Origin of the sequence: Saccharothrix sp. NRRL B-16348, assembly GCF_001280085.1 — a bacterium.
In the GTDB taxonomy this organism is placed as follows: domain Bacteria; phylum Actinomycetota; class Actinomycetes; order Mycobacteriales; family Pseudonocardiaceae; genus Actinosynnema.
In genome coordinates, this window is record NZ_LGED01000206.1 from 1 (window position 1) to 17,670 (window position 17,670).

14 protein-coding genes are annotated in these 17,670 nt (G+C 73.0%); 10 read left to right on the forward strand and 4 right to left on the reverse strand.

Annotated features, from left to right (window positions below; genetic code table 11):
• Positions 1-585 precede the first annotated feature (585 nt).
• Entirely contained in the window at positions 586-870 is a 285-nt protein-coding gene (locus ADK67_RS24030; RefSeq protein ID WP_053718754.1) for an Lrp/AsnC family transcriptional regulator, read from the reverse strand.
• A 42-nt stretch (positions 871-912) separates the two neighbouring features.
• Positions 913-2,616, reverse strand: coding sequence for a DEDD exonuclease domain-containing protein (locus ADK67_RS24035; RefSeq protein ID WP_053718755.1), 1,704 nt, complete (start codon positions 2,614-2,616; stop codon positions 913-915).
• A gap of 160 nt (positions 2,617-2,776) precedes the next feature.
• Here ADK67_RS24035 and ADK67_RS24040 point away from each other — a divergent pair, with 160 nt between their 5' ends.
• The 4 genes from ADK67_RS24040 to ADK67_RS24055 all read left to right on the forward strand — a co-directional run bounded on the left by ADK67_RS24040 (position 2,777) and on the right by ADK67_RS24055 (position 7,938).
• Positions 2,777-4,126 carry an NYN domain-containing protein gene (locus ADK67_RS24040; RefSeq protein ID WP_442974183.1) on the forward strand — a complete coding sequence of 450 codons (1,350 nt, stop codon included), beginning with the start codon at positions 2,777-2,779 and terminating at the stop codon, positions 4,124-4,126.
• Between the two features lie 298 nt (positions 4,127-4,424).
• Positions 4,425-5,465 carry a C40 family peptidase gene (locus ADK67_RS24045; protein ID WP_053718756.1) on the forward strand — a complete coding sequence of 347 codons (1,041 nt, stop codon included), beginning with the start codon at positions 4,425-4,427 and terminating at the stop codon, positions 5,463-5,465.
• 61 nt (positions 5,466-5,526) lie between these two features.
• Positions 5,527-6,798: a hypothetical protein gene (locus ADK67_RS24050; protein WP_053718757.1), complete on the forward strand. Its 1,272-nt coding sequence runs from the start codon at positions 5,527-5,529 to the stop codon at positions 6,796-6,798.
• A 9-nt stretch (positions 6,799-6,807) separates the two neighbouring features.
• Entirely contained in the window at positions 6,808-7,938 is a 1,131-nt protein-coding gene (locus ADK67_RS24055) for a glycosyltransferase family 4 protein (protein WP_053718758.1), read from the forward strand.
• Between the two features lie 200 nt (positions 7,939-8,138).
• Here the strand turns inward: ADK67_RS24055 and ADK67_RS24060 are convergent, their stop codons facing one another.
• The gene (locus ADK67_RS24060; RefSeq protein ID WP_053718759.1) at positions 8,139-11,036 is read right to left on the reverse strand and encodes an AfsR/SARP family transcriptional regulator; all 2,898 of its coding nucleotides are present in this window, start codon (positions 11,034-11,036) and stop codon (positions 8,139-8,141) included.
• Positions 11,037-11,461: 425 nt separating this feature from the next.
• Positions 11,462-13,270: an AMP-dependent synthetase/ligase gene (locus tag ADK67_RS24065; protein ID WP_053718760.1), complete on the reverse strand. Its 1,809-nt coding sequence runs from the start codon at positions 13,268-13,270 to the stop codon at positions 11,462-11,464.
• A 112-nt stretch (positions 13,271-13,382) separates the two neighbouring features.
• Between ADK67_RS24065 and ADK67_RS24070 the strand changes: the two genes are divergently transcribed.
• From ADK67_RS24070 to ADK67_RS24095, 6 genes are read left to right on the forward strand one after another with little or no spacing between them, the layout of a single operon-like run.
• Positions 13,383-13,763, forward strand: a complete 381-nt coding sequence (locus tag ADK67_RS24070; RefSeq protein WP_157620794.1) for a polyketide cyclase / dehydrase and lipid transport — start codon at positions 13,383-13,385, stop codon at positions 13,761-13,763.
• An 11-nt stretch (positions 13,764-13,774) separates the two neighbouring features.
• Positions 13,775-14,563 (forward strand): metallophosphoesterase family protein, encoded by a 789-nt coding sequence (locus ADK67_RS24075; RefSeq protein WP_053718761.1) that lies wholly within the window; start codon positions 13,775-13,777, stop codon positions 14,561-14,563.
• Positions 14,564-14,590: 27 nt separating this feature from the next.
• Positions 14,591-15,040, forward strand: a complete 450-nt coding sequence (locus ADK67_RS24080; protein ID WP_053718762.1) for an SRPBCC family protein — start codon at positions 14,591-14,593, stop codon at positions 15,038-15,040.
• A complete protein-coding gene (locus ADK67_RS24085; protein WP_053718763.1) occupies positions 15,037-16,245 on the forward strand; it encodes an ArsA family ATPase in 1,209 nt (402 codons plus the stop codon). The genes ADK67_RS24080 and ADK67_RS24085 overlap by 4 nt, the downstream gene beginning before the upstream one ends.
• Before the next feature lie 5 nt (positions 16,246-16,250).
• Entirely contained in the window at positions 16,251-16,625 is a 375-nt protein-coding gene (locus ADK67_RS53820) for a hypothetical protein (protein ID WP_053718868.1), read from the forward strand.
• On the forward strand, positions 16,619-17,590 hold the full coding sequence (locus ADK67_RS24095) for an ROK family glucokinase (RefSeq protein WP_053718764.1): 972 nt from the start codon (positions 16,619-16,621) through the stop codon (positions 17,588-17,590). The genes ADK67_RS53820 and ADK67_RS24095 overlap by 7 nt, the downstream gene beginning before the upstream one ends.
• Positions 17,591-17,670: the final 80 nt, after the last annotated feature.

A 17,670-nucleotide genomic window follows, 5' to 3' on the forward strand; every position in this document is an offset into this window, starting at 1 on the left:
TTGGTGCGGGTTTCGTGTCATCCCACCGACCTCCCTCCGGGCTACCACACGTATCAAGGGGGCAGCCATCAGAAGCACTGGTCAGGCAATGGTGAACAGGCCCCCTTGACACGCGCGGTAGGGCAAAGCCAGGTCGGCGGGATGACACGAAGCCCTCCCTATGGTGGGGAAGAGCAGTCGGCGGCCGCACCGCGTGTCGGGCCCGGCACCGCGCCCGACGCGCGACCCCCGACCCAGTCCACTGACGGGTCTTTCCTCAAAAGTAGGGCTTCGTGTCATCCCGCCGACCTGGCGCAGCCCTACCGCGCGTGTCAAGGGGGGCGCCTGTCCACCAATGCCTGTCGGCATCGACTGTGGGCCGCGCCCCCCTTGATACGTGTGGTAGCCCTTGTGGAGGTCGGTGGGATGGCACGGAGCCCGGACCAACAACGGACCCGCCACAGAACCAGGCAGTGGGGGTCATCCTGCTGATCTGCCCGTCCGGCGAGGACATGCTTTTAAGCTTTTAAAAGCCCGCTTTAGCAGCCAGCTTAAAGCTTCTCGCCGGCCGGGTCCGACAATTCCGGCCGGTCAGGAGTCAACCGATCAGGCGTCTTCGAGGCCGATGGCGAACGCCGCGTCCGTGTCCCGCTTCGAGTACGACCGGAACGAGATGTGGGTGTCCGTGTTCAGCACGCCGGGCACCTTGGAGATGTGGCCGGGCACCAGGTCGGCGAGGTCCTCGTGCCGGGCGACCTTGACGAGGGCGATCAGGTCGACGTCGCCGGCGCACGAGTAGACCTCGGTGACGCCCTCGATGTCGGCGATCGCCTGCGCCGCGTCCGGAATGGTCTCGGCGGCGGCCTGGATCAGCACGATCGCGGTGATCACAGCGGTCCTCCACAAGTCGTCGGGGTATCGACCGATCACATGCTAGTGGCCCGCCATCCGGTACTGGTCGCGACCGGCCTCCGCGCGCGCCACCCAGTCCCGCCACGCGCCGGCGGCGAAGGCGGGCGACGTCCACGGTCGGTCGCAGTAGACGAGCCGCGTGCCCGGCCGGTCGATCCACCGCAGCACCACGCCGACCTCCTCGGCGGGCGCGCCGAACAGCGGGCCCTCGCCCGGGATCACCGTCTCCGCCGACGCCACCAGCGCGTCGACCACCGGCATCGGCCGCGTGCCGCGCCGCGCCACCCCGGCGGACGCCAACCGCCCGTGCCGCACCACGGCGAACTCCCACCCGCCGGACCCGTCGGGACGCGCGGCGACCACCTCCGGCAACGCCGCCAGCCCCGCGAGCCGCTGCGCCCGGTCCAACGAGCGCACCAACGACGACACCCGGTCACGGCGGGTGGCGGCGTCCTCGAACCGGTGGGCGAGGGCGAGCGCGTCGATCTGCGCGGTCAGCTCCCGCAACGGCGCCAGGTCCGCACCAGCGACCAGCCGGCGGAACGACGAAGCGGCGGGGGAGTACTCGTCCACCGACTGCCGTCCCGCGCACGGCGCCTTGCACCGGCCCAACTCGAACAGCGCGCACGGCGTGGCGGACGCGTTGCGCGCCGGGATCCGCTGCGAGCACGCCCGCAGTGGCACGGCCTCCAGCACCGCCTCCAGAGCCGTCTCGGCGAGCCGCCGTGACCGGAACGGGCCGAACGCCCCCTCACGCGGCGTGCGGACCACGGAGAGGCGTGGAAACGCCTCGTCCGTCAGCACGAGCCACCACGCCTGACCCTGGTTCTTGGAACGCCGGTTGTAGGCGGGTTTGTGCGCGGTCAGCAGCCGCAGCTCCCGCACCTCCGCCTCCAACGAGTGCGCGCACTCCACCGCGTCCACCCGGACGGCCAGCGACACCATCTCCCGCAGCCGCTTCCGACCCTCGCTCGCGGTGAAGTACTGCCGCACCCGCCGCCGCAGGTCGGACGCCGTGCCGACGTACAGCACCTCCTCCGACGGCCCGCGGAACAGGTAGACGCCGGGGGTGGACGGCAGGTGCGAGGCGAGGGTCCGCTTGCGCCGCTGCGCCGGCGTCACCTCGGGCAGGTAGGCGACCAGCTCCTCCAGCGAGTGCACCCCGACCGACCCGACCCGCTCCAGCAGGTGGTGCAGCACCTCGACGGTCGCGCGGGCGTCGATCAGCGCCCGGTGGTTCGGCTGCACGGACACCCCGAACAGGTGCGCCAACGCCGACAGCCGGCAGCTCGGCGCCTCGTCCCGGCTGAGCACCCGGCGGGCCAGCTTCACCGTGCACACGACGGTCGGCTTGGGCCACGTGTACCCGAGGCGGGCGCAGGCAGCCTTGATGAACCCCACGTCGAAGCCGGAGTTGTGCGCGACGAGCACCGAGCCGGCGGCGAACTCGAGGAACGCGGGCAGCACCGTGGACAGCGGCGGCGCGCCGGTCACCATCATCTGGGTGATCCCGGTCAAGGCCACGACCTGCGGCGGAATGCCCCGCTCGGGGTCGACGAGGGTGCCGAACTCGCCGATCACCCGCCCGCCGCGCACCTTCACCGCGCCGATCTCGGTGATCGCGTCCCCGTCCGCCCGGCCGCCGGTGGTCTCCAGGTCGAACACGACGAACGTGGTCTCGCGCAGCGGTGTGCCCAGTTCGTCGAACGTGAGCTGAGTAGTCATCGGGCGGCACCGTATCCGCACCCACCGACAGTGTTGGATTGCGCCGCCTCCGGCGTCGCGACCTGGCGGGCGGGTCACCGCGGGGTGCGAACAGTCCGTCAGGCGTGGACCGGCGGCGATCGTGCACAGCGGCGCAACACGGCACAGCTAGCCTGTACGGGTGCAAGACCCGATCGAGCCGCCGCCCGGCGCCGACGACCTGGAACCCGGCCAGGCCGTCGAGTCCACTGTGGACTGGTCCGCCCTGCCCGAGCCCCTGCGCGCGCGGCTCGCGGAGTTGAGCGCGGATGCGTTGGGGGACATGGCGAAGGTCGACATCCCGCAGTCCCTGCGCGCGGTCGCCCGGTTCGCGCCCACCAAGCGGGCCAGGCTCGGCACGCCGGCGCTCATCGGCGGCCTGAAGTCGTCGGCGAACTTCCGGGCCGCCGTCGTGGAGTGGCTCAGGCGCAACCGGCCGGCGGTGCTGGAGGTGACCTCGCCCGATCCGGTGGCGGCGGGCGCGGCGGCGATCCTGCAGGGCGAGGAGGTCGCGTCCCACTTCATCGAGCTGGTCGGCAGGCGCGCGGCGGACGCGGCGCTGCGCTCGGAGCGCGACCTGGCCGTGCAGCGGGCCGAGAAGCTCGAGGTCGAGCTGGAGCGGCTCAAGGCGGAACGGGCCGAGGCGGGCGGCGCGGTGGACAAGATCCGCGAGGCGTCCGAGGCCGAGCTGGAACGGCTCCGCAAACGGTTGCGCGAGCAGGGCGTGCGGCTTCGCGAAGCCAAGGACCGGGCCGAGTCGTCGTCGGTGGAGGCGGACCGGGTGCGTGCCGAGGCCGAGGCCGAGCTGCGCCGGCTGACCGCCGAACGGGACCGCGAACGCGAACGCGCCGAGCACGAGCGCGCCAAGGCGCAGCGGGCCGAGGCGGATGCCGAGGTGGCGCGCCAGTCGGCCAAGGAGGCGCGGCAGGCCGACGAGGTGCGGCTGGCCCTGCTGGTCGAGACGCTGGACGGCGCGGTGAACGGCCTGCGCCGCGAGCTGGCCCTCGGCGGCGCGGGCCCGCGTCCGGCGGACCTCGTGCGCGGCGCCAGCGCGGCGCAGGGCGCGGTCGGCCGGGTGGAGGACCCGGCGGCGCTGGACCGGTTGCTGGCGCTGCCCGCCGTGCACTTGATCGTGGACGGCTACAACGTCACCAAGACCGGCTACCCGGAGCTGTCGCTGTCGGACCAGCGGGACCGGCTGGTGCACCAGTTGGCCGTGCTGGCGGCGCGCACCGGCGCGGAGGTGACGTTGGTGTTCGACGGCGCGGGTGTGGTGGCCGTGCCGACGTCCGCGCCGCGCGGGGTGCGGGTGCTGTTCAGCGATCCGGGCGTGCTGGCCGACGACGTGATCCGCGCGTTGGTGACCGCCGAGCCCGAGGGCCGTCCGGTGGTCGTGGTGACGTCCGACCGGGCGGTGGCCGATTCCGTGCGGCGGCGTGGCGCGCACCCGGTGCCGTCCGCGGTGCTGTTGGCACGCCTGGGCCGGGTGTGACACAGATCGTGTTTTTAACACCACCGGTGGTCACACGACCAGGTCACAGCTAGGCCGTTTGGGAACAAAGGTGAACCCGGCGTGATTTCCGTGCCCCGCTAGTGGACTCCGGACCTCACTTTTCGTAACCTAGCCGAGATCTCGCGGCGAGCAGTGGTCCATCCTGGGCCGCGACGCGGGTTCACCGCCGAATCGGCCTGTCGGGGAGCCGAGCCGGGAATCTCTCAGCAGAGGTGTGTCGGGCTGCTCCACGCGCCCGGCCGGCAGGCGGGTTCAGACGAAGGAGACACACGCGACTGTGGCGTCGCAACGACTCAAGCGCGGCCTGCGCGGGGCGATGGCGGCCACGGCGGTGGCCGCTGCCGCGGTGGGCGCACTGCCCGTACCCGCCGGAGCCCAGCCGAACACCCCCGCGAACGCCTCCGAGGCGCTGAAGAAGTACAACGAGCTGGCCGAGCAGGCCACCAAGCTCAACGAAGAACTCCTGCGCGCCGAAGAATCGCGCAACGCCAACCAAGCCGAGCTGGACAAGGCCAACGCCGACCTGGCGCAGGCGACCCAGGCGGGCGAGCAGGCGCGGACGGACGAGGAGACCTTCCGGGTCCAGGTCGACAAGCTGACCGAGGCGTCGTTCGAGGGCGCGCGGTTCAACCAGCTGTCGGCGCTGCTGGTGTCCGACTCCCAGCAGGACTTCCTGAACCGGATGTCCGCGCTGGGCGTGCTCGCGTCGGACAACAACGAATCCCTCGAACGGCTCTCCGGCGCGGTCGACGCGGCCGAGGACGCGCGGCAGAAGGCGGCCGACGCCCAGGCCCGCGCACAGGCCGCGACCGACGAGGCGATCAAGATCGCCGACGACGTCAAGAAGCGCAACGACGAGCTGCAGGGCCAGATCACCGAGGTCAAGAACCAGTTGGCCCGGCTGTCCTCGCAGGAGCGCAACACGCTGGCCAGCGTCGGCGAGCGGGTCACCACCAACGTGCCCGCGGGCGCGGCGGGCCTGGCGCTGCAGTTCGCGCTGGAGCAGCAGGGCGACATGTACCGCTACGGCGCCACCGGGCCGGACCTCTGGGACTGCTCCGGCCTGACGTCGAAGGCCTACGCCTACGCCGGCGTGTCCATCCCGCGCACCTCCGGCGGGCAGGCGGGCGCGGGTCGGCCGGTCAGCCGCGGCGAGGTCCAGGCGGGCGACCTGATCATCTACAACGGCGGCAACCACGTGGGCATGGCGGTGGACAACGCGCGCGTCGTGCACGCGTCCACCGACGGCGTCCCGGTCAAGGTCGTGCCGCTGGAGAACCCCGGCAGCATCTACGCGATGCGGCGCATCGCGGGCTGACAACCTTCATCCGGCAGGGCCATCCTCAAGGGGGTGGCCCTGCCGATCACTTTGGAGGCTCGTGAGCCGCTTTCGGTTCGTGCTGGCCGCGTTGGTGGCCGTGACGTTCCTCGCCGGACTGGTCACGGCCGTGGCCCCGGCGACCCCGTCCGCGCCGCCGGCGTCGGCCGACACCGCCGCCACGTCACGCGCGGACGCCGTCCGGGCGCTGCTCGACCGGCGGGCGCGGGCCGTGCTGGACCGGGACGAGACGGCGTTCACCGCGGACCTCGACCCCCACGCGGACGCCGGGTTCCGGCAGCGGCAGCGCGACCTGTTCCGCAACCTCGCCGCGGTGCCGTTGGCGGAGTGGGAGTACGGCCGGGTCGACCCCGCCGGCGCCGACCTCTCGGGGCTGGACCTGCCCGCCGCCGACGAGGTGTGGGCGCCCGACGTGCGGCTGTCGTACCGGCTCGGCGGCGTGGACGTGGAGCCGAGCAGCCAGGGCATGGCCTACCTGTTCACCCGGCGCGACGGCCGCTGGTACCTCAACTCCGACACCGCGCTCGAACCGCTCGGCAAGCGCACGTGGCGCGGGCCGTGGGACTTCGGGCCGAGCCACGTGCTCACCGGCACCGGCGGGTTCGTGCTGAGCCACCCCGGCGGCGAGGTGCTGGCCGCCCGGGTGCTGGCGGAGCTGGACGGCGCCGTCACGGCGGTGACCGAGGTGTGGGGCCAGGCGTGGGCGCGTCAGGTGGCCGTGCTGATCCCGGCGAGCCCGGCCGAGATGGTCGCGCTGGTCGGGCCGGGGTTCGCCACCGGTGCGATCGCGGGCGTCGCGGTGGCCGACCGGGTGGACCCGGACACGCACACCGCCCGCGGGCAACGAGTGGTGCTGAACCCGGACAGCGCGGGCGCGTTGTCGCCGTTGGCGCTGCGGGTGCTGCTGCGGCACGAGATCACGCACATCGCCGCACGCGGTGAGACCGTGGACGGCGCGCCGATGTGGGTGCTGGAGGGGTTCGCGGACTACGTGGGCTACCGGCGCAGCGACGTGCCGCCGCCCAAGGCCGCGCCGCTGCTGGCCGCGCGGGTGCGGCAGTCGTTGCCCTCCGCGCTGCCGTCCGACGCCGACTTCCGCGGTGCCGGGATGGAGCTGGCCTACCAGCAGGCGTGGTCGGTGAACCTGTACCTGGCGTCGTCGCTCGGCGAGCCGGGGCTGGTGGCGCTGTACCGGCGGCTGGCGCGGGTTCGGGCGTCCGAAGTGGACGGCGTGCTGCTCGAGGCCACCGGCGGGGACACCGCGGCGCTGGTGCGCGGGTGGCAGGAGTTCCTGCGGCGGTCGTTCCCGTAACGTGGTCGCGTGCGTCGGACCCTGTTGGTGACCAATGACTTCCCGCCACGGCCCGGCGGAATCCAGGCCTACCTGCACGCGTTGGCCGTGCGGCTGCCCGAGTTGGTGGTGTACGCGCCGTCGTGGGAATCGTCGTCCGGCTCGCACCCGGAGTTCGACGCGGCGCAGCCGTTCGAGGTGGTGCGGCATCCCGGGACGTTGATGCTGCCCACGCCGGACGTCGTGCGGCGGGCGTCGGACATCCTGCGCGGAGCGCGCTGTGACGCCGTGTGGTTCGGGGCGGCGGCGCCGTTGGCGTTGATGACGTCACGGCTGCGTGCCGCCGGTGCGTCGAGGGTGGTGGCGTCGACGCACGGGCACGAGGTCGGGTGGTCGATGCTGCCGGGCGCGCGGCAGGCGTTGCGGCGGATCGGGTCGGACGTGGACGTGGTGACGTTCGTGAGCCGGTACACGCGGTCGCGGTTCGCGGCGGCGTTCGGGCCGTTGGCGGCGTTGGAGCACCTGCCGTCGGGGGTGGACACGTCGGTGTTCGCGCCTTCGGCGGCGGCTCGGGCGGAGATGCGGGCACGGTACGGGCTGGGTGACCGGCCGGTGGTGGTGTGCGTGTCGCGGCTCGTGCCTCGCAAGGGGCAGGACGTGCTGGTGCGGGCGTTGCCGGAGATCCGGCGGCAGGTGCCGGACGCGGCGTTGCTGGTGGTGGGCGGTGGGCCGTACCGGGGGACGTTGGAGCGGCTGGCGGCGTCGGTCGGCGTGTCGGAGCACGTGGTGCTGACCGGGTCCGTGCCGTGGGAGGAGCTGCCCGCGCACTACAACGCCGGTGACGTGTTCGCGATGCCGTGCCGGACGCGGGGGCGTGGGCTGGACGTCGAGGGGCTGGGGATCGTGTACCTGGAGGCGTCGGCCACCGGCCTGCCGGTCGTGGCGGGCCGTTCGGGGGGCGCGCCGGAGACCGTGCGCGACGGCGTGACGGGGCGGGTGGTGGACGGGCGTGAGGTGGCGGAGGTGGCCAACGCCGTCGCCGGCCTGCTGGCCGACCCCGGCACCGCCGCGAAGATGGGCGCCGCGGGCCGCGAGTGGGTCACCGCGAACTGGCGCTGGGACGACCTGGCCGACCGCCTGGTCCGCTTGATCGACGCCTGAGCGTTGAACTCACCTGTCCTGAACGTAGGACTCTCGCACCCTGAACGTAGGACTCTCGCGACCTGAGCGTTCGACACGCGCGACCTGAAGGTTCGACACGCGCGACCTGAAGGTTCGACACGCGCGCGCGTGTCCTACGTTCAGAACGCGAGAGTCCTACGTTGGGGACGCGTGAGTCCTACGTTCAGGTGCGGTGAGTTCTACGTTCGGGGTGGGGTCGGGCCGGTCAGGGCGTCGTCGACGGTGGCCAGTTCGGCGCGGGCGAGGCGTTCGGTCAGGCGCAGGCCAAGGTCGGACGTCAGGGTGACGGCTTGGGTGGCCAGGGTCTTGGCCTCGGCGGTCTGGCCAAGCAGCCTGCGCACGCCCGCCAGGCCGACCAGCGCGCGCGCCTCGCCCGGCAGGTAGCCGATCCGGCGCGCCTTGGTCAGTGCCTGCTGGAACTGCTCGTCGGCGGTCCGCAGGGAACCCAGGCCGCGGTTCGCCGAGGCCATCACGACCAGCACGTTGGTGGTGATCCGCTGGTCGCCGTCCTCCCGCAGCTCGGCCAACGCGCGGTCGGCCAGCTCCAGCGCCTCGGCGTGCTCGCCCAGGTCCAGCCGCACGGACGCGATGCTCTCCAGCACCCGCGCGGCGGCCTCGCGGAACCCCGACTCCGTCGACAGGCGCAACGCCTCGGACAGGTGGGTGAGCGCGCGCTGCGGCTCGCCCATGAGCTGCGACGCCACACCCAACAACGTCAACGCGGTGATCTCGCTGCCCCGCAGCCCGTGCTCCACGCTGATCGCCAGCGCCTCGCCCAGCAGGTCCACCGCCTCGGCCAGCTCACCGGTCTCGATGGCCAGCACGCCCAACCCCGTCAGCACACCCGTGTCGGCCGACCGCGGCCCGCCGGACTCGCGCTTCAACGCCAGGCACGTCTCCAGGTCGTTGCGCGCCGACGCCAGGTCGCCCGACTCCAGCCGCACCACGCCGAGGTTCCCGCGCACCTCCGCCTCGGACGCCAGGTCACCGGACATCCGGTGCAGCTCGACGGCACGCGTGTAGTGCGCGACGGACGTGTCGAAGTCGCCGAGCCGCCAGTGCAGCGTGCCCAGGTTCTGGTGCATCGCCGCCTCACCGGCCACGTCGCGCTGCTCGTGCGCGGCGTCCAGCCCGTACTGCGCGGTCGACAGCCACTCGGTGACGTGCTTGCCGATCCACAGGTAGCCGCGCAGCCCGTCGGCCAGCCGCCACGACATCGCGGCCGGTCCCCGTTCGGCCGCCGAGCGGATCGCCGCGGTCAGGTTCGCCCGTTCCGCGTCCAGCCACGCCCGCGCCTGCGCCGCCGTCTCGATCCGCGGCAGCCGCACGGCCCGCCCGGCAGGCGTCGGCAGCCGCATCAGGTCCGGGTACAGCAGCTCGGCGCAGTGGTCGACGGCGCGCACGTAGAACTCCAGCAGCCGCACGCGCGCCGCGGCCACGTCCTCGTTCCCGGCCTCGGCCATCTCGGCCGCGAACCGGGCCAGCTCGTCGTGGAACGCGTGCCGCCCGCCGTCGGCGCTCACCAGCCGCGCCCTGGTCAGCTGCCCCAGCAGCGCGGCGGCCTCCGGCACGGTCAGGTCGGCCGCGTTCGCCGCCGCCTCGATCGTGAAGTCGGGTCCCGGCACGACGCTGAGCAGCGCGAACAGTCGCCGTGCGGCCGGCGTGAGTGCGGCGTGCGCGAGGTCGAGCGGACGGCGGTCGCCCAGCTTCTCCAGGTACCGCGCCACCGAACCGCCCGCCACCGACGCCGCCGCGATGCGCAGCGTCAACGGCAGGTGCCCGCACCGCCGCGCCAGCTCCTCCGCCGCGTCCCCGGTCCGGTGCAGCACGGCCAGCGACTCGTCCGGCGCGAACACGTCCAGCCCGACCCGCCGGGCGCCGTCGACGGCGATCAGCCCGCGCAGGTCGTCCCGGCTGGTCACCAGCACCGGGCAGCTCGCCGCGCCGGGCAGCAACGGGCGCACCTGGTCCGGCGCGGCGGCGTTGTCCAGCACCAGCAGCATCCGCCGTCCGGTCAGCAGCGACCGGAACAGCGTGCTCTGCTCGTCGGAGTCGACCGGGATCTGCTCCGGCGGCACGCCGAGCGCGCGCAGGAACCGGGTCAGCACCTCCACCGGCGTGGCGGGCCCGGACGCGTACCCGCGCAGGTCCACGTACAGCCGACCGTCCGGGAACCGGTCACGCAGCCGGTGCGCCACGTGCACCGCCAACGCCGTCTTGCCCACGCCGGGCACGCCGGTCAGCGCCACGATCGGCACGGCGGTGCGCGGGCCGTCCGGCGCGATCAGCCGGGAGATCCGGTCCACCAGCTCGACCCGGCCGACGAAGTCCGGCACGTCCGGCGGCAGCTGGTCGGGCACGTCCGGATCGGTCCGCTCGACGGGCGCGGCCAGGCTCGGGTCGCCGACCAGGATCGCCTGGTGCAGCTCGCGCAGCGCCGCGCCGGGCTCGATGCCGAGCTGCTCGCCGAGCATCCGGTCGACCAGCCGGAACGCCTCCAGCGCCTCGGCCTGCCTGCTGCCCCGGTACAGCGCCACCATCAGCTGCGCCCAGAACCGCTCCCGCAGCGGGTGGTCCGCGGTCAACGACCGCAGCACCGGCACCAGCCGTTCGTGGTTGCCCAGCGCCAGCTCGACGTCGTTGCGCTCCTCGTGCACCACGAGCAGCCGCTCGGCCAGCCGCGGCACCTCTTCGTCGCGCAACGCCTCCGACGGCACGTCCGACAGCGCCGGCCCGCGCCACAGGCCCAGCGCCTGGCCGTACAGCTCGGCAGCGTCGGTCAGGTGCCCGGACTGCGCGGCCTGCCGCGCGAGACCCGCTGTGGTGGTGAACCGGTGCACGTCCACCTGCTCCGGCGGCACCACCAACCGGTAGCCGTCCGATGTGGTCCGGATCAGCGACGGGTCGCCGAGCAGCTGCCGCAGCCGCATGACGTAGGTCTGCAACGTGCCGCGCGTGCGGGCGGGAGGGTCGCCGCCCCACAGGAACGAGACCAGTTCGCCAATTGAGACGACCCGGCCGGCGCGCAGCGACAGGGCAGCCAGCAACGCCCGGTGCTTGCCCGCCCGAACGGGCACCGGTCGACCCTGTATGCGCACCTCAAGTGGGCCGAGAAGGCTGAACCACGGCCCAGCGCCCATCCGTTTGCGTCCCCTCGTTCCGCGTCGCCGTGGCACAGCCTAGGGCGGGCGCTGACGGCACGAGTCATCGCCGCGTCAGCGATACGACAGCGCGCTCCGGCACTCTATGAATCGTCCCGGTTGGGGGACCGGGACAACACAACTTCTCGGGTCCGCGTCAGCGGATACGCGATCACTGGGGGTCGAGTGGCCTGCGCCTTGCGGCGCAGGCCACTCGTCTGTGTCGGATTGCCGCTGCTCCGCAGACGGCGGGCGAGGTCGCCTGGAAGTCGACCGCTCGCGCCCTGATTCGCCGACGATCGAAAAGCGTGATCGCCGGCGAATGAGGACGCGAACGATCGACGCGACCTCGCGGTTGGGGCTCAGCCCGCATAGATGGATTCGATGTCCTGCTTGTAGGTCGTGGCGACGACCGAGCGGCGGAGCTTCAGGCTCGGGGTCATCTCGCCGCCCGCCTCGGTGAAGTCCACCGGCAGGATGCGGAACTTCTTGATCGCCTCCGCCTTGGACACCGCCTGGTTGGCCTCGTCCACCGCGGCCTGGATCTGGCCGCGCAGCGTCTCGTCGTCGATCAGGTCGGCCACGGTCGCCGAGCCGGGCTTGCCGTTCTGCTCCTTCCACGCCGGGAAGAACTCCGGGTCGATCGTGATCAGCGCGCCGATGAACGGCTGCGCGTCGCCGACCACCATGCACTGGCTGATCAACGGGTGGGCGCGCAGGCGGTCCTCCAGCACGGCGGGCGACACGTTCTTGCCGCCGGCGGTCACGATGATCTCCTTCTTGCGGCCGGTGATCCGCAGGAAGCCGTCCTCGTCGAGCTCGCCGATGTCGCCGCTGTGGAACCAGCCGTCGTCCAGCGCCTCCGACGTGGCTTGGTCGTTGTTCCAGTAGCTGCGGAACACGATGTCGCCCTTGATCAGGATCTCGCCGTCCTCGGCGATGCGCACCGAGGTGCCGATCACCGGGCGGCCCACCGTGCCGACCCGGAACGCCGCCGACGTGTTCACGCACGCCGCCGCGCTGGTCTCGGTGAGGCCGTAGCCCTCCAGCACCGGCACGCCGATGCCGCGGAAGAAGTGCGCCAGCCGTTCGCCGAGCGGCGCGCCGCCGGACACCGCGTGGGTGCACCGGCCGCCGAGCGCCGCCTGGAGCTTGCTGTAGACGAGCTTGGCGAACAGCGCGTGCTTGAGCTTGAGCCCGAGGCCGACGCTGCCGGTGTCCAGCGCCTGGCTGTACGCGACCGCGGTGGCCTCGGCGGCGTCGAAGATCTTGCCCTTGCCCGCCGCGTGCGCCTTCTGCTTCGCGCCGTTGTAGACCTTCTCGAACACGCGCGGCACGGCCACCACGAACGTGGGTCGGAACGACTGGAGGTCTTCCACCAGGTTCTTCACGTCGGCGGTGTGGCCCATGGTGACGCGCGTGTAGACGCCGCACACCGACAGGGCGCGGGCCAGGATGTGCGCCAGCGGCAGGAACACCAGCAGGGAGTTGCCCGCCTGCATGAGCTGCGGGAACGCGGTGATGCCGCCCCGCACCTCGGACAGCAGGTTGCGGTGGGTCAGCTCGCAGCCCTTGGGCCGGCCGGTGGTGCCCGAGGTGTAGACGATGGTCGCCGTGTCGTCGGCGCCGACCACCTTGCGCCGGGCCCGCGCGTCGTCGTCGGACACCGAGGCGCCCAGCGCGGTCAGCTCGTCGATCGCGCCCGCCGCGTCACCGGAGGGCCCGTCGATCTGCCACACGTGCCGCACCTCGGGCAGGCCGGCGACCACCGAGTCCACTGTGGCGCGGTGCTCGGACGTCTCGACGAACACGGCCTTGGCCGAGGAGTCGGACAGGATCCACTCGACCTGCTCGGCCGAGGAGGTCTCGTAGATGGGGACCACGACGCCGCCGGCGTGCCAGATGGCGAAGTCGAGGAGGGTCCACTCGTAGCGGGTCTTGGACATCAGGCCCACCCGCTCGCCTGGCTCCAACCCCGCCGCGACCAGCCCCTTGGCGACCGCGAGGACCTGGGCGGCGAAGTCGCGGGCGGTGACGTCCACCCACGTGCCGTCCACGCGGCGGCGGAAGCTGACGGCGTTGCCGAAGCGCTCCGCGTTCGCCCACACCATGTCGGTGAGGTTCTCCTCGGCAGCCACAGTGGCGGTGGCGGGGACGCTGAACTCGCGCACGTCGACCTCCGGACGATTGTTTGTTACCGGTGGGGAAACTTAGCCTGTGATTCCGGCGATACACCAGGCCGGCCCGTGTTTCCGTAACCGTGTCGTGGCACTCTTCCCTCCCGTGCCCAGTGTCGACGTCGTTGACGAGACGTTCCTCGCAGTGCCTCCGGCGGTGGTCGCCGCCGCTTTCGCGCCGCCCGCCGCGTGGGCGGAGTTCTGGCCGGACCTGACCCTCGACGTGTACGCCGATCGGGGCACTCAGGGGTTGCGCTGGACGGTCGCCGGCGCGTTGGTCGGAACGATGGAGGTGTGGCTGGAGCCGGTGCTGGACGGCACCCTGCTGCATTACTTCCTGCGTGCCGACTTGCCGGGCGATGCGTCCGACCAGCGGATACGCCGCGAGGTGCGTCGCCGCCAGTTGGCCGCCAAGGAGGTGTCACTCGGCCTCAAAATGATCTTGGAGGCCGGTCGGCCGCCTGGTGTGCCGCCCGTGCTGCCGTAGATTTGGCTCTTGTGCGGGTACACGTCGTCTCGGATGTCCACGGCAACGCGGAGGCACTCGCGCGCGCCGGTGACGGGGCCGACGCGCTGGTCGTGCTCGGCGACCTGGTCGACTTCGTGGACTACTACGACCACGGCAAGGGCATCCTCGGCCGGGTGTTCGGCGCGGAGAAGGTCGAGGTGTTCGCCCGGCTGCGGCGCGGCCGGTTCGGCGCCGAGACGGTCCGCTACATGCGGTCGCTGTGGGAGGGCCTGGACAACGCCGCGGACGTCGTCCAAGAGGCGATCATGGAGCAGTACACCGCGATGTTCGCGGCGATGAGCGCGCCCACCTACGCCACGCCCGGCAACGTGGACAGCCCCGAGCTGTGGCCGATGTTCGCCCGCGACGGCGTGCACGTGCTGGACGGGCAGGTGGCCGAGATCGGCGGGCTGCGGTTCGGCTTCGCCGGCGGCGCGCTGCTGCACCCCGGTTTCGTGCCGAACCGGCGCGGTCCGTGGCGGCCCTACCTGCGCACCGAGGAGGAGTTCGGCGCGGCGTTGGCCGGGCTGGGCGAGGTCGACGTGCTGTGCACGCACGTGCCGCCCGCGGTGGCCGAGCTGACCTACGACGTAGTGGCCCGGCGGCCCGAGCTGGGCTCGACGTCGTTGCTGAAGGTGATCGAGCGCGACCGGCCCCGGTGGTCGGTGTTCGGGCACGTGCACCAGCCGATGGCGCGCCGGGTCCGGGTCGGCTGGACCGAGTGCGTCAACGTCGGCCACTTCCAGCGCACCGGCACGCCCCACGTCCTGCGTTGGTGAGCCGAACCACCGGGTAGCCTCCCCGGCATGGCCGACGAGTCCACCCAGTCCATCGTCATCGACGCGACGCCCGAGGAGATCGCGGCGGTCATCGCCGACTTCGACGCCTACCCCGAGTGGGCCAACGGGGTGAAGCGCGCCGAGGTGCTGGAGACCGGGGCGGACGGTCGCGCGGCGCAGGTCAGGTTCAACATCGACCAGGGCCCGATCAAGGACGAGTACGTGCTCGCCTACGACGAGTGGTCGCCGAGCCGCATCTCGTGGCACCTGGTCAAGGGCCAGATGCAGAAGTCGCAGGAGGGCAGCTACGCGCTGGCGCCCAAGGGCGGCTCGACCGAGGTCACCTACACCCTGTCGGTGCAGCTGATCGTGCCCATGATCGGCCTGTTCCGGCGCAAGGCCGAGAAGATGATCATGGACACCGCGCTCAAGGAGCTCAAGCGCCGGGTGGAAAACCGGGTGGACAACGCTGGATGAGCGCCCGCCTGCTGCTCTTCACCGGTAAGGGCGGGGTCGGCAAGACGACCTTGGCCGCCGCCACCGCCACCGCGCTCGCCGCGGGCGGCCGCAAGGCGCTGGTCGTGTCCACCGACCCGGCCCACTCGTTGGGCGACGCGTTCGGCGTGCCGCTGTCCGGGCAGGTCGGCGAGATCGACGGCGGCTCGTCCTTCGCGTCGCTGCACGCCGCCCAGATCGACCCGCGCGCGTTGGTCGACGACGCGTGGCGCGACCTGCGCGGACACCTGCGGACCGTGCTCGCCGGCGCGGGCGTCGACGAGCTGGACGCCGAGGAGCTGACCGTCCTGCCCGGCGTCGAGGAGCTGCTCGCGCTCTCGGAGGTGCGACGGCTGGCCGGCACCGGGCCGTGGGACGTGGTGGTCGTGGACTGCGGTCCGACCGCCGAGACGCTGCGCCTGCTCGCGCTGCCCGAGGCGTTCGCCTCCTACCTGGAACGGCTGTTCCCGACCCACCGCCGGGTGGTGCGCGGGCTGCTGGCCGGTGTCGCGGGCAACGCCACGGTGGAGAAGTGGGACGCCACCGCCGACGCGCTCGGCAGGCTGGCGGAGAACCTGGAGCAGCTGCGCGGCCTGCTGACCTCGCCGACGACCAGCGTGCGGCTGGTGCTGACCCCCGAACGGGTGGTCGCGGCGGAGACCCGGCGGACCGTGACGGCGCTCGCGCTGCAGGGCATCCGGGTCGACGGCGTGGTGGCCAACCGGGTCGTGCCGCACCCCGGCGCGGACCGCGGTCCGGCCGCCGCGTGGCTGCGCACCCGCCGTGCCGAGCAGGACGCGGTGCTCGCCGAGCTGGCCGACCTCGGATCGGTGCGCACGGTCGAGCACCGGGCCGCCGAACCGGTCGGCACGGCCGCGCTGCTGGACGTCGCCGAAGGCCTCTACCAGGGGCGCGACCCGCTGGACGGCGCCGACGCCGACGGGCAGTTGCTGACCGTGGAGCGGACCGGCGAGCTGGAGTACACGTTGCGCCTCGCGCTGCCGATCGGCGACTCGTCGCTCGACCTAGCGCGGGTGGGCGACGACCTGGCCGTGACGGTGGACGGCAGGCGGCGGCTGGTCGCGCTGCCGTCGCTGCTCAAGCGCTGCCTGGTGACCGGCGCGGAGCTGGATGACACCGGGTTGGCGGTGCGGTTCGCACCCGACCCCGAGCTGTGGATGCGGTGAGGCACGTGGACTCGAAGCTCGCCGAAGAGCTGCGCCTGCTGCTCGACGCCGCCGCCGAGCGGGCGCAGCCGTGGCTGCACCGGGTGGCCGCCGAGGGCGAGCACGACACGAGGACGTGCGGCTGGTGCCCGTTGTGCAACGCGGTGGCGCTGGCCCGCGGCGACCGGTCGGAGCTGGCGGCCAAGGCGGCCGAGCACGTGGCCGGGCTGATCGCGGTGCTGCGTGCCGCGTTGGCCGAGCCCGGCACGTCCGAGCCCGGCACGTCCGAGTCGTCCGGCACGTCCGGGTCGTCCGGGTCGGTGGCGGACGAGCCGGCGCCGGAGAAGCCCCGTGTGCAGCACATCCCGGTGGTGCGGCGCGACCGGGGGACGCCGTGCTGACTGTCGGCGTCGACGTCGGCGGGACGAGCGTGCGCGCGGGTGTGGTCGACGGCGACGGCGCGGTGCTCGACACGGCGCGTGCGGCCACGCCGAGCGGCGAAGAGGCGTTGGAGGAGGCGATCGGGCAGGCCGTCGCCGAACTGGCGTCCAGGCACCGGATCTCCGGTGTCGGCCTGGCCGTGGCCGGGTTCGTGGCCTCCGACCGGCGGACCGTGCGGTTCGCGCCGCACCTCGCGTGGCGGCAGGCGCCGGTCGCCGAACGGATCTCGCAGCGCGTCGGCATGCCCGTGGTGCTGGAGCACGACGCGAACGCCGCGGCGTTCGCCGAGCACCGGTTCGGCGCGGCACGGGGGGCGAAGATCGCCGCGCTGGTCGCGATCGGCACCGGGATCGGCGGGGCGCTGCTGATCGACGGGCAGGTGTTCCGCGGCGCGCACGGCGTGGCGCCCGAGCTGGGCCACCTGCGGCTGGTGCCCGACGGGCGGCCGTGCCCGTGCGGCAAGAACGGCTGCTGGGAGCGGTACTGCAGCGGCACGGCGCTGAGCACGACGGCGGTCGAACTGCTGGCCCGCTACCCCGGCCAGTCGACCGTGCTGGCGCGGGAGGCGTTGGGCGACTCGCGGGCGGTCACCGGGCGTCGGGTGGCGGGCGCGGCGCGTGACGGCGACCCGTTGGCGCAGCGGGCGATGGCGGACCTGGCCCGGTGGCTGGGGGAGGGGTTGGCGCTGGTCGCCGACGTGTACGACCCCGAGGTCGTGGTGATCGGCGGCGGCGTGTCGGAGTCCGCGCCGCTGTTCCTGGACGACGCGCGCGAGCGGTACGCGGCCGTGGTGACCGGTGCCGGGCACCGGCCGCTGGCGCGCATCCGGACCGCGCAGCTCGGCGACGACGCCGGGATCGTCGGCGTGGCCACGCTGGCCCGTGACGTGGCGGCGAGCACGGCTCGCAACGGCAGGCACCGCTGACTCGCGGGCGCGCGTAGCATCGCGGAATGCGGACCGCCGTCATCCGGGGACCGCGCGACCACCACGTCCGCGAGTCCCGC